This is a genomic window from Shinella sp. BE166 (genome assembly GCF_051201095.1).
Classification (GTDB): Bacteria; Pseudomonadota; Alphaproteobacteria; order Rhizobiales; family Rhizobiaceae; genus Shinella; species Shinella lacus.
Map to the genome: position 1 here is coordinate 238,753 of NZ_JBPEHL010000007.1, position 26,693 is coordinate 265,445.

Consider the following 26,693-nt stretch of genomic DNA (forward strand, 5'->3'; position numbering starts at 1 on the left):
CGGGCGCATCATGCGGCCGCCGGCACGGAGCACCGGAGAATGGCCGCACCCTAGGAAAACGTGTTTAAGGCCCTCTTAAAATTGATAGACCACAAATTGCAGCCGACCCCTTTCGGCCACGGAAATCCGCTCAGCGGCGCGCCATGAAGGCCTCGAAGGCGGCGCGCGCTTCCGGGCTTTTGAGCTGTGCCGCGAAATGGCCCGCCTCCTCGTCGATGCGCGTGGCCACTTCGCCGCGGTCGCCGCGGATGAGGTTGCGGGCGATCGCGAGCGCCTTCGGCGGCTTGGCGGCGAGCCGCGTTGCGGCGGCAAGCGTCTGTTCTTCGACTGCACGCGGTTCGACGACGGCATAGACGAGGCCCGCATCGCGCGCGGCAGTCGCGGAAAATCCATCGCCCGCGGCGAGCAGCGCGAAGGCGCGCTGGTGGCCCATCAGCCGCGGCGCCAGCAGGCTGGAGGCCGCCTCCGGCACCAGCGCCAGGTCGACGAAGGGCGTGCGGAATTCCGTGCGGATCGAGGCATAGGTCAGGTCGCAATGCAGGTGGATCGTCGTGCCGATGCCGATCGCCAGGCCATCGACGCCTGACACCAGCGGCTTGCCGTGGGCGGCGAGCGCATGCAGGAAGTCGATCACCTCACGGCCCATCGTGCCGCCCATGGCGAAGGCCATGAAGTCGTTGAGGTCGTTGCCGGCGGAAAAGCAGCCCTCGGAGCCGAGGAACACGGTCGCCCGCACGGCCTCGTCCGCGTCCCCCGCCGTCAGCGCATCGGTCATCGCCTGGTACATGGCGCGCGTGATGGCGTTCTTCTTGTCGGGGCGGTTGAGGCGGATCACCATGACGCCGGGGGCGTTTTCCGGGCGTTCGATCAGGATGTGGTCGGTCATTGTGTCCTCTTCTTGCGAATGATGTCCGTGCCGCCCTCGGCAGGTTTCCCCCGGCAGGCCGGGCGCGTCGTTTCGATTTGAGCAGGGTTCCAACTCGCTGCCAATCTCCCCCATCAGGGGGAACGCTGGCAGGCAGAGGGGGTAGCGGCTGCCTCAGCCCAGAACCGTCCGCGCCGCCGCGAGGCTCGCGGCACCCGACATCACGCGATCCCGCAAAGCCGCCGTCTCGCCGATGATGTTTTCGGCAGCGAAGCGGCAAAGGGCAGCGCGTTCGGCGTTGCGGCCGTCGCCGCCGTCGGCGAGTGCGCCCTTGGCGAGGTAGGCGCCCGTCAGGACGAGGCCGAAGAGGCGCTGGTAGGGCGTGGCGCCGGCGAGCGCCTCGGCTTGCTTTCCTTCCGCGAATGTCGTGAGCAGCCATTCGGTGGCAGCTTCGAGGTCGGCGATGCTGGCCTCCAGGCGCGCGCCGGTTTCGCCGAGTGCCGGCGTGTTGGCGGCCTCAGCCTTGGCGGCAATCTCGCGCAGTTCCGCGATGAAGCCGCGCACCTGGGCGCCGTCCGACAGCGGCAGTTTGCGCGTGACGAGGTCGATCGCCTGGATGCCGTTCGTGCCCTCGTAGATCGGCGCGATGCGGGCGTCGCGGAACAGGCGGGCAGCCCCCGTCTCCTCGATGAAGCCCATGCCGCCATGCACCTGCACGCCGAGCGAGGAGACGTCGACGCCGGCATCGGTGGCAAAGCTCTTGGCGATGGGCGTCAGCAGGCTGGCGCGCTCGCTCCAGTGTCTTGCCTCCTCGCCATGCGCGCGGTCGACGGCGTGGGCGCAGGCATAGGTGATGGCGCGCGCACCCTGGGTCAGCACCTTCATGGTCAGCAGCATGCGGGCGACGTCCGGGTGTTCGATGATCGGGCTCATGCCCGACCCCTGCCAGCCGGGCGCCTTGCCCTGGGTGCGGTCCTTCGCATAGGCGAGCGCCTTCTGCGTCGCGGCTTCCGCGATCGCCACGCCCTGCATACCGACGGCAAGCCGGGCATTGTTCATCATGGTGAACATGCAGGCGAGGCCGCGGTTTTCCTCGCCCACCAGCCAGCCGATCGCGCCGGCCTCCTCGCCAAAACGACCGTCGCCATAGATCATGGTGCAGGTCGGCGAGGCGTGGATGCCGAGCTTGTGTTCGATCGAATGACAATAGGCATCGTTGCGGGGGCCGAGCGAGCCATCCTCGTTGACCAGGAATTTCGGCACCAGGAAGAGCGAGATGCCGCGCGTGCCGGCCGGCGCATCCGGCAGGCGGGCGAGCACGAGATGCACGATATTGTCGGTAAAATCGTGTTCGCCATAGGTGATGAAGATCTTCTGGCCGAACAGGCGATAGGTGCCGTCGCCGCGCCGTTCCGCACGGGTCTTCATGACGCCGAGATCCGAACCGGCGTGAGGCTCGGTCAGGTTCATCGAGCCCATCCATTCGCCCGAGACCATCTTCGGCAGATAGATGGATTTCAGGTGGTCGGAACCGTGCACCGTCAGCGCCTCGATCGCGCCGATCGTCAGCGTGGGGCCGATCGCGAAGGCCATCGAACCGCTGTTCCACATTTCGAGCGCCGCGACATGCAGCATGTGCGGCAGCCCCTGCCCGCCGAAATCGGGAGAGGCGGTCAGCGAGTTCCAGCCACCTTCCGCCCAGGCCTTGTAGAGCGCCGGCCAGCCGTCGGGCATTTTCACCGCGCCGTCGGCAAAGCGGGCGCCCTGCCTGTCGCCGATCTCGGCGAGCGGGGCCACCTCCTCGGTGGCGAAACGGCCGGCTTCGGAGAGGATCGCATCGACGAGGTCATCCGTGAGGTCGCCGAGATGACCGCCCTCCAGCGCGGGTGCCAGCCCCGCCACATGTTTTAGCGTGAACGCAATCTCCTCGACCGGCGCCTTGTACATGTCTATCCTCCTCCACGACGTGCTGGCGGGCAGATTATTGATTTTTACGTAAACGTCAACTTTTCCGACTCAAATCCCCAAACGGAAACAGGCCGGCCGGTGGTTAGACCGGTCAGCCTGCTCACTGTGCCGGGGGGACCGTCCGGCACTTTAAAATCAACCCTTAGCTATAGGGCGAGATGCACTGGCGACGCGGGCCACCATAGGGCTGGTACGTGTTGTCGTAGGCGCGATACGAACGGTAGCGGTTTGCGCACCAGTTTACATGCGAGCCGCCACCACCGACATAGCCGCGGTCGTTGGCGATCGCACCGCCGATGACGGTGCCCACGCCGAATGCGGCGAGCGGGAACCAGAAGCCATTGTGGTAGCGATAGCCGTTGCGCTGGTAGCGGTAGCCGCGGTGGCCACGATACCAGCCGTTGCGGTAGCCGCGGTCGCCACGCCAGCCGACATCACGGTCACGGCCGCGCCAGCGGCGGCTCTCACGGGAGTAGCGACGGTCGTTGCCCCAGTTGCGGCCGCGGTCAAAGCGTTCAGCGCGCCAGGTGCTCCCCCCGCGCCGCCAGATACGGCGATTGTGATCGCGCACGAGCTGCACCGAGGTGCCACCTTCGGTGGCGGTCGTCTGGATCTTCGCGACGGGAAGCGGCATGGCGCTTGCCGGCACGACCGGCGTGGCGGCGAAAAGCGCCGACATCGCCACCGCAAGGACTTTATTGATAAACTTCATGACAATTCTCCCTAGGCGTGCCCTTCAGCATTTGCTCGAATGGCAATTTGAACGCGAAACGCACGAGAGTCCCTTTCGTTCCATATGCGGTCTTCCCGCGCGCGTTTCAATGGCTCGGCTCGTCACAAATTCGGGAGCCTTGTTCTGGAACCTTGGGCGGATTAGCGCTCCGTTAACCATGTCTCGTTCACCATGCTCGCTTGATCCGGCGCGGGATTCGAACAGGAGCGTCCATGAACCCGAAGCATCTTTCCGGCCTGGCGGCCCTCATCCTGCTGGCGGCCCTGCCCTTTTCGGCCCGCGCGGTCGATGTGGAGCCGTGGAGAAAGCCGGAAAACGCCATCGTCATCGACGCCTATGAGCTGAACGAGATCGACTGGTCAGAGATGCTGTCCGACAAGCGCATCGCCGGCTTCATCTCCAAGGCCTCCGACGGCCTGCCGGAAAGCTACAGCTGCAAGGGCGAGCACAGCGGCGATACGGTGGCGCACTGTAAGACCATGTGGCGCAAATATGCGGTGAGCCGCGAACTCTATGAGACCCGCCGGCTGCTCGCGCGCTCGAAGGGCCTGCTCTGGGGGGCCTATCACCTCGCCCGGCCGGGCAACCCGGTCGATCAGGCCAACCACTTCCTCGATTATGCCAATCCGCAGGACGACGAGATGATGGTGCTGGATATCGAGGGCATCGATCCGGACAGCTACATGTCGCTTGCGGATGCGCAGGTCTTTGCCGGCCATATAAAGACGCGCACGGGCCGCTATCCGGTGCTCTACACCAACCATTCGACGGCACGCTACATCGCCGCCCATCGCGACGAATATCGCATCCTGTCGCGCCTGCCGCTCTGGTATGCCCGCTACAAGCCGGGCATCGAGGGCGCCTTCCCGATGGGCAACTGGGACAATTATGCGCTCTGGCAGTTTTCCGCTGGCGTCAATTGCTCGAAGCGCCGCTGCCCCTACCGCGTGAAGGGCGCACTCAACGACATCGACGTCAACGTCGCGCCGATGAGCAAGGCCGCACTCGGCAAAGCCTGGGCCTTCGGCGGCCTGGTGCCGGAAAAACCCTTCGAGCCCGTGGACCAGATGCTCACCGCCTCCATCCCCACCGGCGGCGCGCTGAAGGCGACCGTCGAGGCCGCAGCCTCCATCGGCGCCGAGGCACAGACGACCGGCGCCGTCACGCTCGCCTCCGGCACGACGACGTCGTTCCCTGTAACGGTAACCGCCGAAGTCCGCGCCGGCCTCGCCGCCAAGGGCGCCGCGGCTGCGACACTTGGGCAGCGAGTGGTCGACGTGACGCCGTTGAATTACCAGGATTTTTGAGTTTTACGCCTCGATCGACACATCCCCGATCGGCCGCGAGCAGCAGGCGAGGATGTAGCCTTCCTCGATTTCGTCGTCGAGGATGCCGCCGTTGTGGCGCATGTCGACCTCGCCGGAGACTTTCATGACCCGGCAGGTGCCGCAGAGGCCGCCCTCGCAGGCCGCGCCGATGCGCACGCCGGCTGCGCGGGCGGTTTGCAGGATGGTCTGGCCGGGCGGGCATTTGGCGTCCTTGCCGGCCATGGTGAAGGTGACGGTCGAGATCGCCTCGGCGTCCACTTCGCCCGCACCGCCGCGAATGGCGAGCTCTTCGGGCGCGGGGGCAGCGGCCGGCTGGAAGCTCTCCTCGTGGTAGCGTTCCATGTTGAAGCCGCAGACCTTCAGCATGTCCCGCACGCCGCGCATGAACGGTTCCGGGCCGCAGCAGAAGACGGTTCGGTCGCGGAAGTCCGGAGCGAGCAGCGAGAGGCGGGCGGCATCGATGCGGCCGCGCAGGCCATGCCAGCCGTCGCGCGGATTGTGGCCCTCGACCACGAAGCCGAGCGCGAGGTTCGGCATGTGGGCGGCGAGACATTCGAGCTCCGCCTTGAACAGCAGGTCCTCCGGCTTGCGCGCGCAGGTGACGAAGGCGACATCCGACTGCGGCGCGCAGTCAGACATCCAACGCGTCATCGACATCATCGGCGTCACGCCGGAGCCGGCCGAAATGAACAGGTACTTTTCCGCCGGATAGCGCACGAAGGAAAAATCGCCGAGCGGGCCGAAGGCCTTGAGCTTCACGCCGGGGCGCAGGTTGTCGAACATCCAGCGCGTGCCGATCGAGTTCTTCTGCACCTTCACCGTCACGGAGACGGCGAAGGGGCGCGAGGGCGTCGAGGACAGCGTATAGGTGCGCATCACCGGATCGTCCGGCGCCACCGGCAGTTCCAGCGTGACGAACTGGCCCGGCAGATAGCGGAACCAGTTGTCGCGATCCGAGCGGAAGGTGAAGGTCATCACATCCGTCGTCTCCGCCGTCACGGCGATGCATTCCAGCAGGTGCTGGCGATCGTTCCACGGATGGAGTTCGTCGAAATGGTGGAAATGGCTCGCGACCGTCATGTCAGGCCACCCGCGAGAGCGGCTTTTTGGCGCCGTCGAGCCGTTCGATCATGAAGTTGGCGTACCATTCGACGAACTGCATGACGCCGCCCTCGTCCTCCGGCGAATAGGGGCCGGGCTGGTAGGCGGGCGAGCGGATGCCGAAGGCATTTTCCTCGACGATCCGACGATCCTGGTCGTTGGTCTCGGTCCAGACATGGGTGAGCTCGTCGAGGCGATAGTCGATGCCTTCCACCGCATCCTTGTTGACGAGCCACTTGGTGGTGACCTGCGTCAGCTCGGGGCCGAGCGGGATGACGCGGAAGGTGATGGCGTGGTCGGCCAGCACATGGTTCCACGTCGTCGGATAGTGGAAGAGCAGCAGCGTGCCGATATGGCTTTCCAGCACATCGCTCGACAGCGGGCGCTGGACGGCGCGCGCACCGGACATGGTGTAGCTCTCGGCGTCCTGGATGAGCGGCATGCGCGCGGCGCGGAACTGGCCCGTCGGCGACATCCTGAACTCGCTCGGCAGGCCCACCGCCTCGCACTTCGCCCAGTGCTCGGCGATCACCGGATCGTCCTTGGCGCCCTGCACGCCGGTGGCGCTAGGGGCTTCCGGATAGGTGCGGCAGAGTTCCGGATGATTGGCGGCGCAGTGGTAGCACTCGCGGTTGTTTTCCCAGACGAGCTTCCAGTTGCCCTTCTCGATGATCGTGCTTTCGAAGGCGACCTTGGTTTCGCCGAGACGATGGCGGGCGAGATAGGGCTCGACCAGGTTGCGGAAGGCGGAGAAATCCGGCGCCTGGTCGGCCAGGCAGATGAAGATGTAGCCGCCGACGGTCTCGCAGTGGATCGGCTTCAGGCTGTGCTGCGTCTTGTCGAAATCCTCCGCCATGTGGCGGGCGAAGAGCAGCGAGCCGTCGAGTTCGTAGGTCCACTGGTGATAGGGACAGACGAGTTTTGCCGACGTTCCCTTCTGCTGGTTGCAGACGCGCGAGCCGCGGTGGCGACAGGAATTGTGCAGCGCGCGCACCGTGCCCTTGCGGTCGCGCGTGATGACGACGGGATAATCGCCGACCTGGACGGTGAAATAATTGCCGGCCTTGGGGATCTCGCAATCATGGCCGATGAACAGCCAGTCGCGATACCAGATCGTCTCCATGTCGAGCTTGTAATGGTCGGGGTCGATGTAGAAGGCCTGCTCGAGGCTGTAGCCATCGCGCCGGTTCTTGAGCTTGCGGAGCACGTCGCTGCGAATGTCCATGCCGGATCCTCGGATAATCTAAATTGGGGCTGAGGCGCACGGAAGAAGACGGCATCCGGGCAGCGAACCGCACCGAATGCACGCTTCCCAGCCGCCCGCCGCAGCCAGTCACGATCGTTTCTCCAGGCTGGTTTCCGGGCTGAGGAGCGTTCTGCGTGGCATGACCTTGTCGGGTCATTCCTCTTCGAACCGTCGCGGCGCCTTCCCAGACCTCCCGTCCAGTGACGTATGCCGCGTCTTGCTCCAACACCGTTGCGGGGGCAGCGCCGGATTTTAACCGGCTTCCCAATTCTCCAGGCTCCTTTCGGGAGCGTGGCACCTTGAGTGTGCTTATCTAACCGCAAGAATCGTCGCGCGACATGTCGAAAAACGACATGCCATCATGATTTGGCGACAGGATTTTTGCGTGGTTAAAAAGCGGGGCGGCAAGATTTCTGCATATATGTCAGGGTGATATGCCTAGCTTTGCGGCAGGGTGCCCATCCCCTCGGCAGTTTGCTGCCCACGATCATACTCTTGTCATATTGCGACCCGGTGCCCTTGCCTGCGAGGAATGGGGAGCGGACCGGAAAGGATTGTTTAACGTCGTTTGCATAAACTTCCCAGCGATCAAGGCGCTAGGATGGGGTGCTCGCCAGGTGCAGCAGACGAAGTTCCGATATTACGACGCCGTCGCCTACAAGCGCGCGAACCCGCCCAAATCCGCCGTGCACACGGAATTCCTGCGCACCGGCCGCATCGATCGCAACCTCGACTGGCTGCCGAGCGAGAAGCGCTACCTCACCTACCAGGAGGTGGCCGAGCGCACGGGCCGCAAGCTCGAACGGGCGGGCACGGTCACCCACGACCGCATCAACAGCTTCCACCGCTCGATCCAGTTTCCAAAGCTGATCTTCCACCGCACGCTCGCCAACACGCCGCATCTCGGCTATTGCCACATCACCGTCGCCAATTCGCGCTTTGCCGAATTCGAGAGCGTGCAATGGGCCTTCTACATGGCGAACTTCTTTGCCGACATCGGCGACGAGGAGCAGTTCTTCGCCGGCATTTCGCAGAAGCCGGGCCGCATGTATTTCGCCGTCGCCATCGTGCCGGGCGAGGAGGAAGGCCGCCTGCGGATCGATCGCAAAGTGCGCGGCAACGGCGTGATTTTTCGCACGGACGACCCGGCCCTTGCCATGAAGAACGTGCTGATGCTCGGCGCGCGCGACGAGGCGCTCCGCAAGATCATCCGCGCGATCTAGGCCCGATAGAGCAGCCATTCCTTGCCAGCCGGCACTTCATCACCGCGGCCGTAGACGATCACGAGATCACCGCCCGCGCCCTTAGCCTCCGCAAGCGCCCGCTCGCAGGCGGACGACAGGTCGAGCGCGCTGTCGGCGCGGTCCGACATGCAGACACCGGCCGAAAGGGTCAGGTGGCCGAGGTTGCGGCCGGTGCGCGGATCGCGCAGCGCCATCGTCTGGAAGGCGGCACGCAGCAGGTCGATCAGCCGCGTCGCTTCGCTTTCGTCGGCGGTGTGGAACAGAAAGCCGAAACGCAGGCCATCGATGCGCACGGCAAGCTCGCCGGCCGGGAAGACCTGGCGGATCAGCCCGCCGTAAAAGCTCACGAGATGCTCGGACAGGGCTTCTATCTGCGCGGGTGAGAAGCGACGGTCGGCATCGACCTCCGCGACGGCGACGCCGCACAGCATCGGCAGGTCCGGATTGGAATAGATGCGGGCGAGCGCCTTGTTGAAGGCGCGGCGGTTGCCGAGCTTGGTCGGCGGATCGACGAATTTCATCACCTCGAACTCCGCCATCTCCTTCTGGATGCCGTCCATGACGGCCGACTGCGCGGCGACCTTTTCCGCCATTTCCGCCGTGTGGGTGACACGCAGCTCGGTCGCCCGCTGCAAAGCTTCGAGCGACGAGCCGAGCGCGCCCTCGCCCGCCGCACTGCGGATGACCTGCGAGGCCTCGCCGATCAGGCGGCCGTAGTCGGACAGCGACGAGCGCTCCTGGCTGAGCAGCTCCATGAAATTGCCCATCTCGCTGCTGATCGCACCGGCGGAGCGTTGCAGCACGCTCGCCTCATGCTGGTGCGGCAGGTACTTGCGCCCGAGTTCGTCGAGGGCGGCCTGCGTCTTGTATTTGCCGAGCGCGATGAAATCGCGCACCAGATCCGGGTTGGCACCGGCATAGGCCTCGTAGACCAGCTCGTAATTGCGCGGCAGGCCGTCGATGCCCATCTGCTTCATGGCCGTTGCAACGCGGAGCGCGATATCGGTCGTCGAGGATTTCTTGTGAGCCATCAATGCGGGACCTGTGTGCGGGACTTTTCACCCCTTCGTAACAGCGCCCGCTTTCGGTGGCTCTAATCGGGTCGCTTGCATTTTAGGCAAACCGCCGGCCCTTGGCATTTCGCGGCAAAGAACGGTAAAGGAGGCCGGGAGCGACGGAAGGGTGAGATGGCAGATATCGTGGATACGCGGACGGAACCGGAGGCAGGGCTTGCCCGGGCGTGCGAGGTGCTCAGCCGCGGCGTGCCGGTCGCCATTCCCACCGAGACGGTCTATGGCCTCGCCGCCGACGCCACCAATCCGCTGGCCATCACCCGCATCTATGAAATGAAGGGCCGGCCGCGTTTCAATCCGCTGATCTGCCACATGGCCGATCTAGCCATGGCGGAACGGCATGCCATCTTCGATCCCCTCTCGCGGCAGATCGCCGAGGCCTTCTGGCCCGGCCCGCTGACGCTGGTGCTGCCGATCCGGCCGGACAGCGCAATCCATCCACTCGCCCGCGCCGGGCTGGACACCGTCGGCATCCGCGTACCGACGGGTTTTTCGAGCCGGCTGCTCGCCGCCTTCGGCCGGCCGCTGGCGGCCCCGAGCGCCAATACGTCCGGGCGCATCAGCCCGACCACCGCCCGTCATGTCGCCGAGGATTTTGGCGCGAAGCTGGAGCTGGTGCTGGATGCCGGGCCTGCCGTCGTGGGGCTCGAATCCACCATCCTCAAGGTCGAGGGCGAGACGATCCGGCTGCTCCGCCCCGGTGGGCTCGATGCCGCAGAGGTCGAACGCGTTACCGGCCGCCCGGTGCTGCGCAACGACAAGGCCGGCGCGACGATCGAGGCGCCGGGCATGCTCGCCTCGCATTATGCGCCCGATGCACCCGTGCGACTCGATGCCCGCGAGGTGCGGCCGGGCGAGGTGCTGATCCGCTTCGGCGGCACGCCGCTGCCCGGCGAGGCCGACGCGACGCTCGTGCTGGATCTGAGCCCGGACGGCGATCTCGCGGAGGCGGCCGCCAATCTCTTCGGCTATATGAAACAGGCGGATGCGACGGGTGCTGCCGCCATCGCCTTTTCGCCGATCCCCTCGACCGGCCTCGGCGAGGCGATCAACGACCGTTTACAGCGCGCCGCCGCACCCCGCGGATAAAGGAAACACGATGGTCCAGGCAAAGCTATCCCCCGATCTCATCGCCCGCTTCGCCGCCATCACCGGCCCGGCCTATGCGCTTGTCAAGGACCGGGATATCGCGCCCTATCTCGTCGAAAGCCGCGGGCTCTACCACGGCACGTCGCCGCTGGTGCTGCGCCCCGGTTCGGTCGCCGAGGTTTCCGCCATCCTTGCGCTCGCGACCGAGACACGCACGGCGATCGTGCCCCAGGGCGGCAATACCGGCCATGTCGGCGGTGCAGCGCCGCGCGAAGGTGAAGCCGATGTCGTGCTGTCGCTGTCGCGCCTCAACCGCATCCGCGATGTCGATCCGGTCGGCAATGTCATCGTCGCCGATGGCGGCGCGGTGCTGGCGGAGATCCAGAAAGCGGCCGAGGCGGTCGACCGGCTGTTTCCGCTGTCGCTTGGCTCGGAAGGCTCCTGCCAGATCGGCGGCAACCTTTCCACCAATGCCGGCGGCACCGCGGTGCTCGCCTATGGCAACATGCGCCAGCTCTGCCTCGGGCTGGAAGTCGTGCTGCCGACCGGCGAGGTCTGGAACGGGCTGCGCCGCCTCAAGAAGGACAATACGGGTTACGACCTGCGCGACCTCTTTATCGGCGCGGAAGGCACGCTCGGCGTCATCACAGGGGCGGTTCTCAAGCTCTTTCCGAGGCCGCTCGGCCATGAGGTGGCCTTTGCCGGGGTGAAATCCGTCGCGGACGCGCTCACCCTTTTCGAACGCGCCTCCAGCCGCTGCGGCCATGCCCTTACCGGCTTCGAACTTATGCCGCGTCTCGGCGTCGAGTTCACCACGCGCCACATTCCCGGCGTGCGCGATCCGCTCGCCAGCCCGCACGACTGGTATGTGCTGGTCGACATCTCGACCTCGGATGCCGCGGAAACGGCGACGCGCATGATGGAATCGCTGCTGTCCGAAGGCATCGAGGCGGGGCTGGTGGAGGATGCGGTGATTGCCTCGAGCGAGGAGCAGCGCCGGGCGCTCTGGCACATGCGCGAAAACATGTCGCCGGCGCAAAAGCCCGAGGGCGGCTCGATCAAGCACGACGTCTCCGTGCCGGTCTCGGCCATTCCGGCCTTCATGGCTGAGGCGGATGCGGCGGTGATGGCGGCCATTCCGGGCGCGCGCATCTGCTCCTTCGGCCATATGGGCGACGGCAACATCCACTACAACATCTCGCAGCCCGTCGGCGCCGACAAGCAGGCGTTCCTCGACCGCTGGAGCGAGATCAACCACCTCGTGCACGGCATCGTGCTCTCCTACAACGGCTCGATTTCCGCCGAACACGGCATCGGCCAGCTGAAGCGGGACGAACTGGCCGCGGTGCGCGAGCCGATCGAGATGGACCTGATGCGACGGGTGAAACGCTCCTTCGACCCCGCCGGCATCATGAATCCCGGCAAGGTCGTCAAGGTTTAGGAGCCGCCGGTGCGCAGTTGTGCCAGCGACATCATCAGGTCGGCGCTGATGCCGGCGGAGCCGGTGCCGTTCAGCACCGACAGGGCCGGATCGACGGTGGTCTGGTTGTCCAGGTCGTAGAGCACGGCGAACTTGACGATCATCTTGGAGACCTTCTCCGGGTCCTGCAGATACTCAAGTTCCAGATAGCGCTCGATCATGCTGGCCTGGGCGTCGATATCGGCGCTGCCGATTTCATCCGGAAGCTGGTAGATCGTCTTGAAGACCTCGAACAGCGCATCGTCGGCGAGCAGGTCGTAGGGGCTTGAGATGGTTTCCGCCTTGCGCTCGAAATAGAGCGCCAGGCGCACGCCGGCATTGTCGTTGCCGGCCTCCTCTTCCAGTTTCTGGCGCACATAGCTGTCGAGCGTCTCGTAGATGCCGCGGCGCGACTGGATCTGCGCGTCGTCCGGACGCTCGACCAGGCCCTCGGCATTGAAGTTGAACGAGGCGACAAGCTTGCGGTAGTCGCGATCGGCCTGCTGGTTGACGAAGCTCTTGGGGTCGTCGAGGTCGGAGGTGAAGATCTTTGCCATGAACTCGGCGTCGACGCTTTCCGGATCGATGCCGTTGGCCGTCAGCACGAAGGCGACGAGGCGCGGGTCGGCGAGGAATTCCTTGACCGATTCCACCTTCTGCATCTGCACGGAGTAATATTTCGCCTCTTCCTCGGCGAGCGTGCGGTCGTCCTCCGTTCCGAAACGGGATTTCTCCACCACATAGGCGCGCGACATCACCAGGATCTCGGCCTCGGATTGTGCCAGCTTCGGCACGGTGATGTTGCCGTCCGACCCGAAATTGAACGCCTTGGCGAGTTCGACGTAGCGCTCGTCCTTCAGCTGGTACACATAGCTCCTCGGATCGTTGAGGTCGCTTTTCAACACGTTCTTGATCGTCAGCGGCGTGACCTTGGCCGGATCGAGGCCGAAGGCTTTCAACGCGAAGTCGTAGATGGTCGCCTCGCCGACGAAATCCTGCACGGTCTTCACCGCGCCGATCTGGCTCTTGAAGCGGTTGACCGCGAGTTCGTCCGCCTCGTCGTCGACGTCGTTGTAGCGGATCATGTAGTTGTTGGCGGTCGTGGTTGTCTGTGCGGCCGTCTGCGGCGTGTCGCCGGGCGCAAGCGTGCCGTCCTGCTGGAAGTTGAACGCGGCGCGCAGCGCCTTGTACTGCTCCTTGCTGGAACCGCCGAACAGGTTGATGTAGCTCGTCGGATTGTTCGGGTCCGGATCGCTCTCGATGATGTTGCGGATCGTCAGGTTGGTGACGGCGGGCTTGTCGAGCCCGAAGGCGACCTTGAGATAGGAGACCAGGCGCGGGTCGTTGGCGATCTCGTCGGCCGTGGTGATGCTGCCGATCCGGCTTTCGAAATAGTCCCGGTGGATCAACGCCGCCGCCGTCGTCACGCGCGGATTGGAGAGCGTGTAAAGCTCCTTCGTGCTGGTCTTCTGGCTGTCGGTCTGCACCGTGCCGGCGACCGCCGTGCCATCCGTTTCGAAATTATAGGCGGAGGCGAGCACTTGGTATTTGTCGACATTGGCAAGCACGCCGTTCTGGCTGGCGATCTCCGCCTTCAGCGCAGCGATGCGCGCGGCAGCCTGCGAGCGCGGAACGAGCACCGCATCGAGATCGGCGACGGCGACCTGCTTGTCCGCCAGCTCCGTCTGGTATTCCGCCCGCCGGGTCTGGAAGAGCGTGATCTCCGCCCGCTTGCCGTCGATGATTTCCTCCAGCTCCGCAGCCGGCAGGCCGTTCGGATTGGTGGAGAGCGTGGCGATCTCGGCTTCCAGCGCCGTGATGCGCGTCTGCATGGCGGGAATGTCGGTTTGCAGTTTGGTGATGCGCTTCAGATGGGATTCGCGCAGTTCCAGCGGCTCCAGCGCGTCGCTTGCCGCCTGGCGCGCCGCCAGGGCATCCGCCGCCCGGCCGCCGAACTGGGTGTTGAAGAAGCTGTTCGGATCGTCGAGGTCGCTCGTCAGCACGTTGCGGATCGTCTGGCGCGAATAGGTATCCGCATTGATGCCGAAGGCCGTCAGCATGTAGTTGCGCAGGCGGTCGTTGTTCAGCAATTGGTCGACGCTCGTCACGCCGTCGATGACGGCATCGTAATAACGCGTTTCCTCCTTGATCGCCGTGCCGGCATTGGCGGCAGTCGAGGAATAGAGCCCGATGATCTCGTCAAGCTGCACTTCGGTCTGCGCCGTGGCGGCCGTCGAGGCCTCGAAGCTGAAGGCATTGGCGAAGGTGCGGTAGCGTTCGTCGGTCAACAGGTTGACGAAGCTGTTGGCATCGGAGAGGTCGCTTTCCAGCACCTTGCGCATGAAGGCCTTGGCGTAGGTCATCTCCTCCAGGCCGTGGGCTTTCATGGCGTAGGAATAGAGCCGGTAGTCGTCGAGGAACTCGTCGACCGAGGTGACCTTGCCGATCGCCTCCTTGTAATAGGCGGTGTCGCGCGCATTGGTCGTTTCGTTCGCCGTGCGGTCCAGCGACGTCAGCATGTCGCGCGTGATGAGGTTGTAACTCGTATAGGTGGACAGCATCGAAAGCTCTCTTTTCCGGGCGCGGGCAGGCCGATCAGATGCCACTTTCGCGCGCGAGGCTTGTCCCGGCCTGTCGGGGGCGTGGCACAGATTGGCCGGCCCGCGTTCACCTCTCCTAAACCCTGCGCCGTGGAGTTTTGCTAACCATCAGGAACTGCAAAGTTTTCTTAACCGCAATTTTTAAGCGGCTCGGAAGGGGCCGCGCCTATTCTCGCCCTCAGAGGACGAAAAGTCCCGATGAGAAGACCGGACACCGGCTCTCAAGGAAAACAAGGGCGAAAGACATGCTGAATACCGTTTCCAAGCCGGCCTGGGCCGGCACCACGCTCCGGCTCGACCCCAAGCGCTTCCCGCAGCAGGTGACATTCGAGCTGCGCGCCGAGGGAACCAATGCCACGATCACGCTCGACGAACGCGGCGCCGTGCTGCGCAAGGTGCTGCCGTCGAGCGGCCTGCCGCTCTCGATAGCCCTGCCGCCCCGCGCCTTCAAGGGCGTGGCCGCCCGCGCCATCGATCACGGCAACGGCCAGGTCACCGTCACCCTCGAACTGCACCACGACGACCCGGACCTCTGCATCCCGCTGCTCGTGGCGCACGATCTCTGCGATATCGCCGCCGACTGGCGCAGCTGGGCCGAGGCCTATCGCATTCCCATGCTGATGGTCGAGGCCGACGGCATCGCCCGGCCGCTCGACGACAACCTGACGGTCGGCGCCCGCCCGGCAAAACCGCGCCGCCGCCACTCCTTCTTTGCGGACCGCCGCCCGCGCTTCCTCGTGCGCCGCACGACCGGCAAGCTCGGCGTGCAGATGAAGATCAACGGCCGGGAGATCACCGCCCGCAGTTGAGCCTGCAATGAAAGAATGACCTCCAAGAAGCCGGCCGTCCCCTGCGGCCGGCTTTTTCGTGTCCGTCCCCCTGTTCCCTCAGGAACACTTTTCACGCCGCCATCGTGGGAAACAGCTTCCAACAGACCGGTCCAGACCGGCACCGCGAAGCAAGGGACAGATCGCCATGGCAAAGTTCATCACCACCCTCCTCGGCCGCATCCGCACCGTCGAGAGCGCCACCACCGAGCGCGCCCGCCCGCCGCGCCGCGGCTTCGAGATCGCCCCGCACCCCTCCATCCTCCGCCGCCTGGAAGATCGTCCGCAGACGGGCGCAAGGGCGCCGCGGCACCGTTAAAGCAATTCCAGCAAAAGTGCGTAGCGGTTTTGCGTCCGGAATTGCGTAAGAACAAAGAGAGAGCGTTTTCGCGATTCGAAGAAAAGCGGAAATGCTCTAGAGGTCAGGCAAACGGGATCGCGATCGTCAGGGCCAGGAAGAGGCAGAGGCCGACGATGCCGTTGAACTTGAAGAGTGCCAGGCACTGTTCCGGGTCGTCGATGTCGAGGGTGGCGATCTGCCAGGCGAGCATGAGGGCGGCGATGGCGAGGCCGAGCCAGGCGACGAGGCCGATGCCGGCGAGCCAGAAGGACAGCGCGACCAGCACGACGGTCAGGCCGTAGAGGCCGATCAGCCATTGCGCCGTGCGCTCGCCGAACAGGCGCGCGGTAGAGCGCACGCCGATCAGCGCATCGTCTTCCTTGTCCTGGTGGGCGTAGATCGTGTCGTAGCCGATCGTCCAGGCAATGGCGGCGATGTAGAGCGCGACGGAGGCGCTCGACACTTCCGCGAATTCCGCCGCCCAGCCCATCAGCGCGCCCCAGGAAAAGGCCATGCCGAGGAAGAATTGCGGCCAGTCGGTAAAGCGCTTGGCGAAGGGATAGATCGCGACGATGGCGAGCGAGGCGACGCCGAGCAGGATCGTGAAGAGATTGAACTGCAGGAGCACGACGAGGCCGACGAGGGCCTGCAGGCCCATGAAGATCTTCGCCTGCCGGCGCGTGACGCGGCCGGACGGCAGCGGGCGCGAGCGGGTGCGGGCGACGGCCTGGTCAATCTCGTGGTCGACGAGGTCGTTATAGGTGCAGCCGGCGCCGCGCATGGCGACGGCACCGACGAAAAACAGGAAGAGCTGCGTGAGGAAGCGCACCGTATCGAAGGTGCCGATCGCTGCCGAGACATTGGCCGCCAGAGCCGTCGACCAGAGGCAGGGCAGAAGCAGGAGCTGCCAGCCGATCGGCCGGTCCCAGCGCGCGAGCTGCGCATAGGGCCAGGCGCCGCGCGGCAGCACGCGGTAGACCCAGTTTCTGGACGGCGCGTCGGCGACGCGGCCGGAATCGGAGGGAGAGCTGATCATATCCCTCAATCGCAAGCGGCACCGCGCGGGTCAAGCCGGCGCGGTGCCGCAGCGCTCAAGGCACCGTAAAATCGAAGCGGTAGGTGGCGGACAGGCCGATCAGAAGCTGGTCGCGGTCGCCGCGCTCTTTGACCAGGCTGGACTTGGCCGCGTCGCCGACGATGCGCTTGTATTCGGCAAAGGCGCTCGTCTCGATCTTCTCGTTGACCTGCCAGGTGATCGCCGCACCCGCGCCGACGGAATGGATGCCGCCGTCCGGATCGTAGGCGGCGAGGTCGGATTTGGCGACCTGGTTGCGGTTCACGCCGTAATAGGTGTCCATATAGTCGTTCGAGGCGAGCGTTACGCGGGGACCGGCGGAAATGCGCACGTCCGGCCGCACGTCGACGAAGGCGTCTGCCGCGACATCGGCGACGATGCCGTCATGGCTGCGGATGCCGTGGCGCACTTCGCCGCGCACGCGCAGCCAGTCGGTCGGGTAAGCTTCTGCGAAGCCGCCGAGTTCGCCGCCGAACTTCACCGGCGTCAGGCCGCGCAGGTCCTTCGAATCGTCGTCGTCGCGCGGCATGATGAGCTTGCCGGTGGCGCCCGCACGAAAACCGCCATTGTCGATCAGCGCGAAGGACGGGTTGTCGTTGCGCGAGGAGAAACGCACCGTGCTGCCGGCCTTGCCGAGCGAGATCATCGGGGTGACCTGGAACAGGTATTTTTTCGCGCCCTCGTAGCGCGGCGCGGCAAAGCCGGCAGCGCCGACCTTCAGATACCAATCCCCCGACCAGAAATAACCGCCTTCGCCGGCAAGGGCCGAAACAGGCGCAAAAAGGAGAGCGGCCGCAGTCATTGCGGTCGAAACACGGATACTCAAAACACAATCCTCGCTTCACCGGCAGGCCCGCCGCGGGCTGCCGAAACCTTTGATTGCGTCAACATTAGCCCCCTTTCATTACCGTTTCGCTAACCATCCGCCGGGGCGGCCCGTAGGAACGATTCGCCCCAGTCTGCGTTTTCCGCGTGATGAAACAAGGAGTTTCCCGATGACCGTCAGCACGATGGAACTGAAGCTGCAGGCAATCCGCTCCGACGAGGGGCTTTCGCGCAAGGAGAAGATCGCCCAGCTGGAAAAGCTGCGCACCGAGGCCCGCGCCCTGCAACGCGCCGCCAGCGAAAGCGCGATGGTGGAGGATGACGGCTGGTACGAGGACGTGCACCTGATCGACACCGAGCTCGAAAATCTCGGCCGGGGCACACCGGAAAAGGGTGCGGCGACGCTCTGAAGCCGCGCAACCCTTGACCTTTCATCCCCATCCCCTTAACCCGCCAACAACCAAGCACGGATCGAGGGTATGGGCATGAAGGTTCTGTTGATCGGATCGGGCGGACGCGAGCACGCGCTGGCCTGGAAGCTGGCGCAATCCCCCCTCCTCACCACGCTTTATGCCGCCCCCGGCAATCCCGGCATCGCCGAATGCGCGACGCTCGTCTCCCTTGACATCGACGACCACGCCGCCGTCTCTGCCTTCTGCAAGGAAAACGGCGTGACATTCGTGGTGGTCGGGCCGGAAGCGCCGCTCGTCGCGGGCATTGCCGATGCGCTTCGCGCTGACGGCATCGATGTCTTCGGCCCCTCGGCGGCCGCGGCCCAGCTCGAAGGCTCCAAGGGCTTCACCAAGGACCTCTGCGCCAAATACGACATCCCGACCGGCGCCTATCAGCGCTTCACCGATGCCGCCGCCGCCAGGGCCTATATCGAGGCGCAGGGTGCACCGATCGTCATCAAGGCCGACGGGCTTGCCGCCGGCAAGGGCGTGACGGTCGCCATGACGCTCGACGAGGCGCTAGCCGCCGTTGCCGACTGCTTTGATGGCGCCTTTGGCGCGGCGGGTGCGGAAGTCGTGGTGGAAGCCTTCCTCGACGGCGAGGAGGCGAGCTTCTTCTGCCTCTGCGACGGTGTGAACGCGCTGCCGCTGGCCTCCGCGCAGGACCACAAGCGCGTCGGCGACGGCGATACCGGCCCGAACACCGGCGGCATGGGCGCCTATTCTCCGGCCCCCGTCATGACGCCCGAGATGGTGGCGCGCACCATGCAGGAGATCATCGAGCCAACGATCCGCGGCATGGCGGCGGATGGCCATGCGTTCCAGGGCGTGCTCTTCGCCGGGTTGATGATCACCGCCAAAGGCCCCGAGCTGATCGAATACAATGTGCGGTTCGGCGATCCGGAATGCCAGGTGCTGATGATGAGGCTCGAAAGCGACCTGCTGCCCATCCTGCATGCCGCCGCGACCGGCCGGCTCGACACGGTTTCCGCCGCCTGGCGGGACGCTCCGGCGCTCACCGTCGTCATGGCCTCAAAGGGGTATCCTGGCGCCTACGAGAAGAACACGCCGATCCTCTCGCTGCCGGCCGACGACGCCGCCACGAAAGTGTTTCATGCCGGCACAGGCCTGAAAGATGGCCAGCTCGTCGCGACCGGCGGGCGCGTGCTCAATGTCACGGCCGTCGCACCGACTGTCGCCGAGGCGCAAAAGGCGGCTTACCAGGCGCTCGACCGGGTCGAATGGGAAAACGGCTTCTGCCGCCGCGACATCGGCTGGCGCGCCGTCGAGCGTGAAAACGGCTGAATCCCGCCCATAAAAAACGCGTGGTCGTTCAAAGTTTACCATTTCCCCTGACGGGACCGTAACCGGCGGGCGCTATTCTTCCCTCAACCCTGAGGGAGAACCGTTTCATGCGTACCCTGCTGCCGACCCTTGTCCTGATGCTTCTCGCCGCCCCGGCCTTTGCGGGTTCGATCGAACCGCTTGCCAGCGCCACCGCCGACGGCACCAGCGTCGCGACGATCCGCTGCGAGGATTGCCCGGCGCTGAAGCCGAAGGCCAAATCCGCCACCTACCATGTCGACGCCATCGAGCCCGGCACGCAGAAGGTGGAGATCCGCGAGCAGAACGGCGAGCGCAAGATGTTCCGCACGGAAGCCTGGATGGGCGGCTCGCCCGTGCTCTTCGTGAGCAAGGCCCCGGCCGAGACGGTGCAGGCTGCCGACGCCGAAACGCCGCTGGACGAGAAGGCGACGGCAACGGAAACCGTCGATGCGGGCGCCAAGACAGGCGCGCTCGACGGAACCGCCGCCCATAACGCGGCGACGGCCGCGATGGCGACTTCACGGGAGTTTGATCCGGCAGGGTTTGAACTTCGGCTCAACTGACCGCATACTGCAGACCCCTGCCTCTCAGTCCCTCCAGGCTGACAGGAATCCGCGAAAGCGGACGTTTTGCGCCCCTGACCTCAAGCGGGGGCGCAATCGTGTCGGCCGGCCTCTCCCAAATCGCTGACGAGTTGGTCGACCTCACGGTCGGAATAGACGGCGATGCCGTTTCGGCGCAACAGCGCTGCCGTCACCCCCTGCCCCGCGTGCCTGATACCTGAAAAGCTGCCGTCATAGACGAAGCCGGAGCCGCAGGACGGGCTGCCGTCGATCAAGAGCGCATGCGAGCAGCCGTTTTCCCGCGCCACATCGAGCGCGATGCGCGCGCCGTCGATATAGGCCGCCGAAACATCCCCGCCCGAGATTTCAAGCACGCGCGCCCGCCCTTCGAGCACGTCCTCGCCGTCGAGACCCGCTTCGATCTCCGCCGGCGGACGCGGCACCTGGAAGCCGCCGGCAAGCTCCGGACAGAGCGTCACCAGCCGTCGCTCCGACCGCCAGCGATCGACGGCGTCATGCAGGAGCGGTTTCGCCGACCCGTTGTAGCGGACCGGCAGGCCGGCAAGGCAGGCGCTGATGAGGATTTTCCCCGGCATCAGCACCCTTTCCTTATCCCGCGATCTTCGAGAAATCCGCCACCGTGCCCGTGGCCGCGCGGATGGCCGCGAGGAGCGCGAGGCGGTTGGCGCGGATGGCCGGGTCCTCGTCGTTGACGAGCACGTCGGTGAAGAACTGGTCGACCGGCGCACGCAGCGCCGAGAGCGCTTCCATAGCGGAGCGGAAATCTTCGCGGGCGACGGCGGCGGCGGCCTCCTTCGAGGCGGTTTCCACGGCGGCATAGAGCGCCTTTTCGGCTTCGAGCTTCAAGAGGTCGGCCGAGACCGCGCCTTCGACGACGGTGCCCTTCTTCTCTTCGGCGGCAAGAAGCTGTGTCGCGCGCTTGGTGCCGGCAAGGAGGTTCTGGCCGTCTTCCGAGGTGATGAACGCCGTCAGCGCCTCGACACGGCGCGCGACCATCAGCAGATCGTCGGCCTCCGGCGTCAGCACGGCGTCGATCAGGTCGTGGCGCGCGCCCAGATCACGGAGGTAGACCTTGAGGCGATCGTGGAAGAAGGCGATGAGGTCCGCGTCCTTCGCGACCGAGGCGAGCGGCAGGCGGATGTTCTTTTCGAGCAGCATGCGGATGACGCCGAGTGCGGCGCGGCGCAGCGCATAGGGGTCCTTCGAGCCGGTCGGCTTTTCGTCGATCGCCCAGAAGCCGGTCAGCGTGTCGAGCTTGTCGGCAAGCGCCACGGTCACGCCGATCTTGTCGCCCGGCAGGCGGTCGGAGGGGCCGTTCGGCTTCCAGTGGTCCTCGATCGCCTCGGCGACCGCGGCGTCCTCGCCCTGGAGGGCTGCATATTTGCGGCCCATGATGCCCTGGAGCTCGGGGAATTCGCCGACGGCTTCGGTGCGCAGGTCCGCTTTCGCGAGCACCACGGCACGGTCGACGAGCGCGGCATCGGCACCGGTCACCTTGGCGAGTTCGGCGGCGAGCTTGCGGATACGTTCGACGCGCGCACCCTGCGTGCCGAGCTTGGCATGGAAGGTGACGTTCAGCGCATCGAGCTTGGCCATGCGCTGGTCGAGCGGCTTTGCGAGATCGAGGCCGAACTTTTCGGCCGATGCCTTCAGCGTATCGAGGTCGGGCAGGTCGCGCTGGTCGCGCTGCCAGAAATGCTTGGCGTCCGACAGGCGGGCGCGCACGACCTTGCCGTTGCCGTGCACGATCTCCTTGCCGCCATCCTTCGCCTCGATGTTGGAGACGAGGATGAAGTGGTTGGAGAGCGTGTCGGCGCCCGGCTTGCGGGTGACGAAACATTTCTGGTTGGTCTTGATGGTCAGGCGGATGATTTCCGACGGGATCGCCAGGAATTCCTCCTCGAACGTGCCCATCAGAACCTGCGGCCATTCGACGAGGCCGGAGACTTCTTCCAGCAGGCCCTCGTCCTCGACCAGCTCAAGGCCGTTGGCGAAGGCGATATTGTTGGCGTCCGTCGCGATGATCTGCTTGCGGCGCTCGGCATCGAGCACGACCTTGGCCTTTTCGAGATTGGCGGAATAGTCCTCGAAGCGGCGCACGGTGATCGCGTCCGGCGCATGGAAGCGGTGGCCATAGGTGACGTTGCCGGCCACGAGCCCATCGACCTCGAAGGGTACGACGCGCGTCTCTTCCGTCTCCGAGCCGAAGGTGCAGACGATCGATTGCAGCGGGCGCACCCAGCGCAGCGCGCCCGGCCTTGCCGAGGCAGCACCGGAGCGCATCGACTTCGGCCAGGGGAAATTGCGGATGATGCCCGGCATCACCTCGGCGATGATCTCATCGGCCGGGCGGCCCGGCTTGACCGTATGCGCGACGTAGAAATCACCCTTCTTGGGATCGCTGTGCACATGGGCCTCAGTGACCGAGGCGAGGCCCGCCTTGCGCAGAAAACCCTGGATCGCCTGCTCGGGCGCCGAGGTCGCCGGTCCCTTGATATCCTCACGCACATCGCTGGAGCGGGCATTGAGGCCGCGAATATCCAGCGTCAGGCGCCGCGGCGTCCAATATTCGCGCGCACCCTCATAGGTCAGGCCCGCCTCCACCAGCGCGTCCGTGACGAGTTTCTTCAGATCACCCGCCGCCTTGCGCTGCATGCGGGCGGGGATTTCCTCGGAGCGGAGTTCAAGCAGAAGATCGGGCATAAGGGTCACTGACTGGTGGAGTTTTCGACTGGCGGGGACTTAGCAAGCCCCAGCGCAATTGTCATCCGTCCAATCCCGAAAAGTCGGGCCAAAGCGACGATCGCCTACCACCCGCCTCCCCCGCCACCACCACCGCCTCCCCCCGAGGAGCCGCCGCCGCCGCCGGAGGAGAAGCCGGAGGAGGAGCTTCTTGGCGGGTCGGGGAGTGAGGAGGTCATGGTGCTGGCCATGGAGCCGGCGAAGCCGCCCATCTGGTCGGAGAAGCGGCCAGAGGAGAAGCTGTCGCCGTGATACCAGGCGGGCTGGTAGGCGGCAGCGGCGGCACCCGCCGCGGCTGCGGCGAGAAGCCAGCGGTCGAAGGTTTGCGACCAGGGTTTTTCGACGCCGAGCGCCACGGCATAGGGCAGCAGTGTTTCGAAATGGCGGGGCGACATTTCCGGCGCGCCGGCCATGTTCATGCGGTCCTTTTCGGCGAGCGTCAGGTATTGGCGCAGGCCCTCGATGCCATCCATCAGCTTGCGGCCGAGCGGCGTGGGCGCGCCCATCAGGAAGAAGAAGACGAGATTGGTGACGATGATGCCGCCGACGGCGGCAAAGAGCGGCATCTGGCCGGCGGCAGCGGTCGTCAAGAAGATCGCGACGGTGATGCTGCCGAAGACGGTGAGCGACACGAAGCCGACGAAGGCGGCGATGGCGACGGCGAGGATGCGCGCGCCGAGCGAATTCGCCCGCTTGAAATTCTGCCCGAGCGCCACCGCGAAGATCGACACGAAGACCGAGGCGAAGAGCGGCAGGATGACCAGTGCGATGCTGTCCTCCGGCAGCCCGCCGAAGATCAGCAGGCTGGCAAGACAGGCGAGCGACAGGAGGATGCCGCCGATGATCTGGGGCCAGTTGGCGAGATAATATTTGCGCCGGTGCTCCTTCTCCATAGCATCGCGAAAATCGCCGCCCAGCGTCTGCACGCGCTTGCCGTTGGACTTGTCTATGACGAGGCTGGCGCCGGGGCTTTTGAGCGCGTTGAGCAGCACCTTCTCGCCCGTCGGCAATTCGCCCTCGACAGGTTTTTCCGTGCGGGTGACGGTGAGCGAGTTTTTCAGGTCCTGAAGCTCGACCAGTCCCTTGACCGCGAGGTTGAGGAAGGAGGCCGACACCGCCGTCCAGCCGCGCCCGCCAAAACCCTTCTCCTCGATATAGTTGACGAGGGCGGGCGACATGCCCTCCGGCGAATCCCAGCGTGGCACGACGACGCCCTCCGGCGGATCGCGGCCGACAGAGAGCCAGGCCCAGAGATAATAGCCGACGACGAGGACGAGACCGCCGAAGGCGAGGATGAGGCTGCGGTTGTCCTTGAAGAAGAGCGCGCGCTCCTCGGCCGCCGTCGGCTTGTCGATGCTGCCGGCCGGCATTTTCACGCCGATCGTCAGGCCCTCCTGCGGCCCAAGCTCCCGCGTCGTCTCGAAGGTCGCCTGGTTGCCGCGGTTTTCGGCGCGCGCATTCTTGTCGGTCGCGCCGAAGGGACCGGTGAAGAAAGTCAATTCCTCCGCATTCACCCCCTGCGGCAGCGTGACCGTCGCGCTCGCCCGGTAGATCGGAAAGGCCCACTCAGTGCCGGTGACGTTCCAGAACAGTTCGTCATGCGTGTCGAAGAAGCGGATCTGCCGCGTCGTCTCGTAGGTCAGGCGGTATTGGTGGAAGCCGGGATCGATGAGCACGTCGGCGGAGCCGAAATAGATGCGGATGCCGCGGCGGATGCTCTCCGTGCGGTAGGGCTCCGGGCGGCCGTCGCGCTCGACGCTGAGGATCTTGAAGCCGACCTCGCGCTCCCTCCCCTCGGCGTCGACGAAGGTCAGCGGGAAATCGCGGTAGATGCCGCGGCGGATCTGGTTGCCCTCGGCATAGACGCGGATCGCCTCCGTCACCGTCAGCGTGCCGTTCTTCGCGACCGCGATATCGGAATGGTAGCGGTCGAAATATTCTTCCGCCCGGGCCGCGCCCCCGACCAGAAGGCAGAGCCACAGCGTCAGGAGGGCGGCAATCCGCATCATGGAGGACTCCAGGTCTAGAATTTCACGGTCGGCACGGCCCTGTCAGCCGGGTTCTCGATCTCGAAATAGGGCGCCTTCAGGAATTTGAAGAGGCCGGCGACGAGGTTCGACGGGAAACTCTCGACCTTGACGTTGAGATCGCGCGCCGCACCGTTGTAATAGCGCCGCGACATCTGGATCTCGCCTTCCAGCGTTTCCAGCGTCTGCTGCAATTCGGCAAAGTTCTGGTTGGCCTTGAGGTCCGGATAGGCTTCGGCGAGCGCGAAGATGCGGCCGAGCGCCTGGCTCAGCATGCCTTCCGCCTGGGCGCGGCCGGCGACGTCGCCTGCGGGCACGGCCTGCGCGCGGTTGCGCAGGTCCACGACGTTTTCCAGCGTCTCTTTTTCGTGCGCGGCGTAGCCCTTCACGGTTTCGATGAGGTTGGGGATGAGGTCGGCGCGGCGCTTCAGCTGCACGTCGATGCCGGACCAGGCCTCCTCCTTCACCTGCCGTGCGCGCACGAGGCCGTTGTAGATGATGATGGCGTAGATGACGACCACCGCCGCGATTGCCAGACCGATCATGAGGTTCTCCGCTCCTTCAGTGCGTTCGGCGCGAGCTTAGCATCCGCGACGCCGCAGGAAAGCCCCGCAAGGCCGCATGAAGCGTCAATTTTCCCAAAGACATCAGCGTCCTGTCACCCCGGGAACCGCGGGAGGACGGGCTTTCATCGATAGTCGCTTCATCAACAACACGAACCCCGAAGCAACCGCCATGAAAGCCCTCGTTCTCACCATCAACGTTCTCGGTTTCACCGCCCTCTTCCTCGCCTACACGATGGGTGCAGCGGTCGACCGTCCGAAGGGTGTACGCCGGGCTCTCCAGACCTATGCCGGCCAGCTCCCCACCGGCACCTTCCCCACCCTGAAGCCCGTCTGGGAACTCGGCGTGAAGGCTTCGACGCTGGCTTGAACGAAAACGCCTCCCCGGCGGGACCGGAGAGGCGAGACAGTCGCAATGTTTGCCGTGTCAGATCGAGCGGGTGATGCCGCCGTCGACGCGGATGTTCTGGCCGGTGATATAGCCGGCGCCGTCGGAGGCGAGGAAGGCGACCGTGGCTGCGACCTCCTCGCTCGTGCCGTAGCGCTTCATCGGCACGCCGTCACGCCGCTCGTCCGTCGCCGGCAGGCTGTCGATCCAGCCGGGCAGCACGTTGTTCATGCGGATGTTTTCGGCCGCGTAGGTATCGGCGAAAACCTTGGTGAAGGAGGCGAGGCCGGCGCGCGCGACGGCGGATGTCGGGAACATCGCGCTCGGCTCGAAGGCCCAGGCGGTCGAGATGTTGATGATCACGCCGGATTTCTGCTTCTGCATGATCGGGGTGACGAGGCGCGTTGGGCGCACGGCGTTCAGGAAATAGACGTCGATGCCGGCATGCCAGTCCTCGTCAGTCAATTCGAGGATCTGCTTGCGCGGGCCGTGTCCGGCGCTGTTGACCAGCACGTCGATGCGGCCCCAGCGTTCCAGCGCGCCGTCGACGAGGCGCTTCAGGTCGTCGTTCGACTGGTTGGAGCCGGTGACGCCAAGGCCGCCGAACTCTTCCGCCAGCGCCTCGCCCTTGCCGGAGGAGGAGAGCACGGCGATCTTGAAGCCATCCGTCGCCAGCCGCCGCGCCGCAGCCGCGCCCATGCCGCTGCCGCCTGCGGTGATGATTGCCACTTTTTCTACTGCCATCTTCCATCTCCCTGTCGAGAATACGTTGCGGGCGAACCGCCTTTCTTCGTGATGTTCCAAGTGATACCATCGGCCGGCCAGGAGCGCGAGCCAG

At 65.3% G+C, this 26,693-nt stretch carries 24 protein-coding genes and 1 riboswitch; of the genes, 10 read left to right on the forward strand and 14 right to left on the reverse strand.

Annotated features, from left to right (window positions below):
- Positions 1-130 precede the first annotated feature (130 nt).
- The 3 genes from J2Y63_RS19340 to J2Y63_RS19350 form a co-directional block, all read right to left on the reverse strand.
- Positions 131-886: a crotonase/enoyl-CoA hydratase family protein gene (locus tag J2Y63_RS19340; protein WP_435267431.1), complete on the reverse strand. Its 756-nt coding sequence runs from the start codon at positions 884-886 to the stop codon at positions 131-133.
- 153 nt (positions 887-1,039) lie between these two features.
- A complete protein-coding gene (locus J2Y63_RS19345; RefSeq protein ID WP_435267432.1) occupies positions 1,040-2,812 on the reverse strand; it encodes an acyl-CoA dehydrogenase in 1,773 nt (590 codons plus the stop codon).
- A 163-nt stretch (positions 2,813-2,975) separates the two neighbouring features.
- Positions 2,976-3,545: a BA14K family protein gene (locus J2Y63_RS19350; RefSeq protein WP_435267433.1), complete on the reverse strand. Its 570-nt coding sequence runs from the start codon at positions 3,543-3,545 to the stop codon at positions 2,976-2,978.
- Positions 3,546-3,778: 233 nt separating this feature from the next.
- Between J2Y63_RS19350 and J2Y63_RS19355 the strand changes: the two genes are divergently transcribed.
- Complete coding sequence (locus J2Y63_RS19355; protein WP_435267434.1) at positions 3,779-4,873, forward strand: glycoside hydrolase family 25 protein; 1,095 nt, start codon at positions 3,779-3,781, stop codon at positions 4,871-4,873.
- Positions 4,874-4,876: 3 nt separating this feature from the next.
- Here the strand turns inward: J2Y63_RS19355 and J2Y63_RS19360 are convergent, their stop codons facing one another.
- Both J2Y63_RS19360 and J2Y63_RS19365 read right to left on the reverse strand, forming a co-directional pair.
- Positions 4,877-5,974 carry a 2Fe-2S iron-sulfur cluster-binding protein gene (locus tag J2Y63_RS19360; RefSeq protein WP_435267435.1) on the reverse strand — a complete coding sequence of 366 codons (1,098 nt, stop codon included), beginning with the start codon at positions 5,972-5,974 and terminating at the stop codon, positions 4,877-4,879.
- A gap of 1 nt (position 5,975) precedes the next feature.
- Positions 5,976-7,220, reverse strand: coding sequence for an aromatic ring-hydroxylating oxygenase subunit alpha (locus tag J2Y63_RS19365; RefSeq protein WP_435267436.1), 1,245 nt, complete (start codon positions 7,218-7,220; stop codon positions 5,976-5,978).
- Between the two features lie 108 nt (positions 7,221-7,328).
- Positions 7,329-7,558, reverse strand: a riboswitch (cobalamin riboswitch).
- A 300-nt stretch (positions 7,559-7,858) separates the two neighbouring features.
- Here J2Y63_RS19365 and J2Y63_RS19370 point away from each other — a divergent pair.
- The gene (locus J2Y63_RS19370; protein WP_435267437.1) at positions 7,859-8,464 is read left to right on the forward strand and encodes a DUF6656 family protein; all 606 of its coding nucleotides are present in this window, start codon (positions 7,859-7,861) and stop codon (positions 8,462-8,464) included.
- On the opposite strand, the gene J2Y63_RS19375 is transcribed toward J2Y63_RS19370, so the two are convergent.
- Complete coding sequence (locus J2Y63_RS19375; protein WP_435267438.1) at positions 8,461-9,516, reverse strand: diguanylate cyclase domain-containing protein; 1,056 nt, start codon at positions 9,514-9,516, stop codon at positions 8,461-8,463. The two genes, J2Y63_RS19370 and J2Y63_RS19375, sit on opposite strands and share 4 nt — an antisense overlap.
- 156 nt (positions 9,517-9,672) lie before the next feature.
- Between J2Y63_RS19375 and J2Y63_RS19380 the strand changes: the two genes are divergently transcribed.
- Complete coding sequence (locus tag J2Y63_RS19380; protein ID WP_435267439.1) at positions 9,673-10,647, forward strand: L-threonylcarbamoyladenylate synthase; 975 nt, start codon at positions 9,673-9,675, stop codon at positions 10,645-10,647.
- Positions 10,648-10,657: 10 nt separating this feature from the next.
- The gene (locus J2Y63_RS19385; protein WP_435267440.1) at positions 10,658-12,088 is read left to right on the forward strand and encodes an FAD-binding oxidoreductase; all 1,431 of its coding nucleotides are present in this window, start codon (positions 10,658-10,660) and stop codon (positions 12,086-12,088) included.
- On the opposite strand, the gene J2Y63_RS19390 is transcribed toward J2Y63_RS19385, so the two are convergent.
- Positions 12,085-14,667: a DUF1217 domain-containing protein gene (locus J2Y63_RS19390; protein WP_435267441.1), complete on the reverse strand. Its 2,583-nt coding sequence runs from the start codon at positions 14,665-14,667 to the stop codon at positions 12,085-12,087. The two genes, J2Y63_RS19385 and J2Y63_RS19390, sit on opposite strands and share 4 nt — an antisense overlap.
- Before the next feature lie 284 nt (positions 14,668-14,951).
- Here J2Y63_RS19390 and J2Y63_RS19395 point away from each other — a divergent pair, with 284 nt between their 5' ends.
- Both J2Y63_RS19395 and J2Y63_RS19400 read left to right on the forward strand, forming a co-directional pair.
- Positions 14,952-15,515, forward strand: coding sequence for a DUF6101 family protein (locus J2Y63_RS19395; protein ID WP_435267442.1), 564 nt, complete (start codon positions 14,952-14,954; stop codon positions 15,513-15,515).
- 166 nt (positions 15,516-15,681) lie between these two features.
- Positions 15,682-15,852, forward strand: a complete 171-nt coding sequence (locus J2Y63_RS19400) for a hypothetical protein (protein WP_435267443.1) — start codon at positions 15,682-15,684, stop codon at positions 15,850-15,852.
- Between the two features lie 103 nt (positions 15,853-15,955).
- Here J2Y63_RS19400 and ubiA read toward each other — a convergent pair whose 3' ends face one another.
- Together ubiA and J2Y63_RS19410 are read right to left on the reverse strand one after the other, a co-directional pair.
- Positions 15,956-16,909: a 4-hydroxybenzoate octaprenyltransferase gene (gene ubiA, locus J2Y63_RS19405; protein WP_435267444.1), complete on the reverse strand. Its 954-nt coding sequence runs from the start codon at positions 16,907-16,909 to the stop codon at positions 15,956-15,958.
- A gap of 55 nt (positions 16,910-16,964) precedes the next feature.
- Positions 16,965-17,768 (reverse strand): MipA/OmpV family protein, encoded by an 804-nt coding sequence (locus tag J2Y63_RS19410; protein WP_435267498.1) that lies wholly within the window; start codon positions 17,766-17,768, stop codon positions 16,965-16,967.
- A 175-nt stretch (positions 17,769-17,943) separates the two neighbouring features.
- On the opposite strand from J2Y63_RS19410, the gene J2Y63_RS19415 reads away from it, so the two are divergent.
- The 3 genes from J2Y63_RS19415 to J2Y63_RS19425 all read left to right on the forward strand — a co-directional run bounded on the left by J2Y63_RS19415 (position 17,944) and on the right by J2Y63_RS19425 (position 20,114).
- Positions 17,944-18,183: a hypothetical protein gene (locus J2Y63_RS19415; protein ID WP_256118557.1), complete on the forward strand. Its 240-nt coding sequence runs from the start codon at positions 17,944-17,946 to the stop codon at positions 18,181-18,183.
- 75 nt (positions 18,184-18,258) lie between these two features.
- Positions 18,259-19,530, forward strand: coding sequence for a phosphoribosylamine--glycine ligase (gene purD / locus J2Y63_RS19420; protein ID WP_435267445.1), 1,272 nt, complete (start codon positions 18,259-18,261; stop codon positions 19,528-19,530).
- A gap of 107 nt (positions 19,531-19,637) precedes the next feature.
- A complete protein-coding gene (locus tag J2Y63_RS19425; protein ID WP_435267446.1) occupies positions 19,638-20,114 on the forward strand; it encodes a plant virulence effector HPE1-like domain-containing protein in 477 nt (158 codons plus the stop codon).
- A gap of 80 nt (positions 20,115-20,194) precedes the next feature.
- Here the strand turns inward: J2Y63_RS19425 and J2Y63_RS19430 are convergent, their stop codons facing one another.
- The 4 genes from J2Y63_RS19430 to J2Y63_RS19445 all read right to left on the reverse strand — a co-directional run bounded on the left by J2Y63_RS19430 (position 20,195) and on the right by J2Y63_RS19445 (position 25,449).
- On the reverse strand, positions 20,195-20,710 hold the full coding sequence (locus tag J2Y63_RS19430) for a DUF523 domain-containing protein (protein ID WP_435267447.1): 516 nt from the start codon (positions 20,708-20,710) through the stop codon (positions 20,195-20,197).
- A 13-nt stretch (positions 20,711-20,723) separates the two neighbouring features.
- Positions 20,724-22,838: a glycine--tRNA ligase subunit beta gene (glyS, locus tag J2Y63_RS19435; protein ID WP_435267448.1), complete on the reverse strand. Its 2,115-nt coding sequence runs from the start codon at positions 22,836-22,838 to the stop codon at positions 20,724-20,726.
- 104 nt (positions 22,839-22,942) lie between these two features.
- On the reverse strand, positions 22,943-24,886 hold the full coding sequence (locus J2Y63_RS19440; RefSeq protein WP_435267449.1) for a DUF2207 domain-containing protein: 1,944 nt from the start codon (positions 24,884-24,886) through the stop codon (positions 22,943-22,945).
- A 14-nt stretch (positions 24,887-24,900) separates the two neighbouring features.
- Positions 24,901-25,449, reverse strand: coding sequence for a LemA family protein (locus tag J2Y63_RS19445; RefSeq protein ID WP_256118549.1), 549 nt, complete (start codon positions 25,447-25,449; stop codon positions 24,901-24,903).
- A gap of 190 nt (positions 25,450-25,639) precedes the next feature.
- Between J2Y63_RS19445 and J2Y63_RS19450 the strand changes: the two genes are divergently transcribed.
- A complete protein-coding gene (locus J2Y63_RS19450) occupies positions 25,640-25,837 on the forward strand; it encodes a hypothetical protein (protein ID WP_256118548.1) in 198 nt (65 codons plus the stop codon).
- Positions 25,838-25,894: 57 nt separating this feature from the next.
- On the opposite strand, the gene J2Y63_RS19455 is transcribed toward J2Y63_RS19450, so the two are convergent.
- Positions 25,895-26,599, reverse strand: coding sequence for an SDR family oxidoreductase (locus J2Y63_RS19455; RefSeq protein ID WP_435267450.1), 705 nt, complete (start codon positions 26,597-26,599; stop codon positions 25,895-25,897).
- Between the last annotated feature and the right edge of the window lie 94 nt (positions 26,600-26,693).

Bases quoted from the DNA above. Each gene is read 5' to 3' on its own strand.
- J2Y63_RS19415 (WP_256118557.1), top strand. From the start codon at position 17,944: ATGACCGTCAGCACGATGGAACTGAAGCTGCAGGCAATCCGCTCCGAC.
- J2Y63_RS19380 (WP_435267439.1), top strand. From the start codon at position 9,673: ATGGCAGATATCGTGGATACGCGGACGGAACCGGAGGCAGGGCTTGCC.
- J2Y63_RS19390 (WP_435267441.1), bottom strand. From the start codon at position 14,667: ATGCTGTCCACCTATACGAGTTACAACCTCATCACGCGCGACATGCTG.
- J2Y63_RS19395 (WP_435267442.1), top strand. From the start codon at position 14,952: ATGCTGAATACCGTTTCCAAGCCGGCCTGGGCCGGCACCACGCTCCGG.
- J2Y63_RS19340 (WP_435267431.1), bottom strand. From the start codon at position 886: ATGACCGACCACATCCTGATCGAACGCCCGGAAAACGCCCCCGGCGTC.
- J2Y63_RS19445 (WP_256118549.1), bottom strand. From the start codon at position 25,449: ATGATCGGTCTGGCAATCGCGGCGGTGGTCGTCATCTACGCCATCATC.
- J2Y63_RS19345 (WP_435267432.1), bottom strand. From the start codon at position 2,812: ATGTACAAGGCGCCGGTCGAGGAGATTGCGTTCACGCTAAAACATGTG.
- J2Y63_RS19360 (WP_435267435.1), bottom strand. From the start codon at position 5,974: ATGACGGTCGCGAGCCATTTCCACCATTTCGACGAACTCCATCCGTGG.
- J2Y63_RS19365 (WP_435267436.1), bottom strand. From the start codon at position 7,220: ATGGACATTCGCAGCGACGTGCTCCGCAAGCTCAAGAACCGGCGCGAT.
- ubiA (WP_435267444.1), bottom strand. From the start codon at position 16,909: ATGATCAGCTCTCCCTCCGATTCCGGCCGCGTCGCCGACGCGCCGTCC.
- J2Y63_RS19385 (WP_435267440.1), top strand. From the start codon at position 10,658: ATGGTCCAGGCAAAGCTATCCCCCGATCTCATCGCCCGCTTCGCCGCC.
- J2Y63_RS19350 (WP_435267433.1), bottom strand. From the start codon at position 3,545: ATGAAGTTTATCAATAAAGTCCTTGCGGTGGCGATGTCGGCGCTTTTC.
- J2Y63_RS19440 (WP_435267449.1), bottom strand. From the start codon at position 24,886: ATGATGCGGATTGCCGCCCTCCTGACGCTGTGGCTCTGCCTTCTGGTC.
- J2Y63_RS19425 (WP_435267446.1), top strand. From the start codon at position 19,638: ATGCGTACCCTGCTGCCGACCCTTGTCCTGATGCTTCTCGCCGCCCCG.
- J2Y63_RS19450 (WP_256118548.1), top strand. From the start codon at position 25,640: ATGAAAGCCCTCGTTCTCACCATCAACGTTCTCGGTTTCACCGCCCTC.
- J2Y63_RS19455 (WP_435267450.1), bottom strand. From the start codon at position 26,599: ATGGCAGTAGAAAAAGTGGCAATCATCACCGCAGGCGGCAGCGGCATG.
- purD (WP_435267445.1), top strand. From the start codon at position 18,259: ATGAAGGTTCTGTTGATCGGATCGGGCGGACGCGAGCACGCGCTGGCC.
- J2Y63_RS19400 (WP_435267443.1), top strand. From the start codon at position 15,682: ATGGCAAAGTTCATCACCACCCTCCTCGGCCGCATCCGCACCGTCGAG.
- glyS (WP_435267448.1), bottom strand. From the start codon at position 22,838: ATGCCCGATCTTCTGCTTGAACTCCGCTCCGAGGAAATCCCCGCCCGC.
- J2Y63_RS19430 (WP_435267447.1), bottom strand. From the start codon at position 20,710: ATGCCGGGGAAAATCCTCATCAGCGCCTGCCTTGCCGGCCTGCCGGTC.
- J2Y63_RS19375 (WP_435267438.1), bottom strand. From the start codon at position 9,516: ATGGCTCACAAGAAATCCTCGACGACCGATATCGCGCTCCGCGTTGCA.
- J2Y63_RS19355 (WP_435267434.1), top strand. From the start codon at position 3,779: ATGAACCCGAAGCATCTTTCCGGCCTGGCGGCCCTCATCCTGCTGGCG.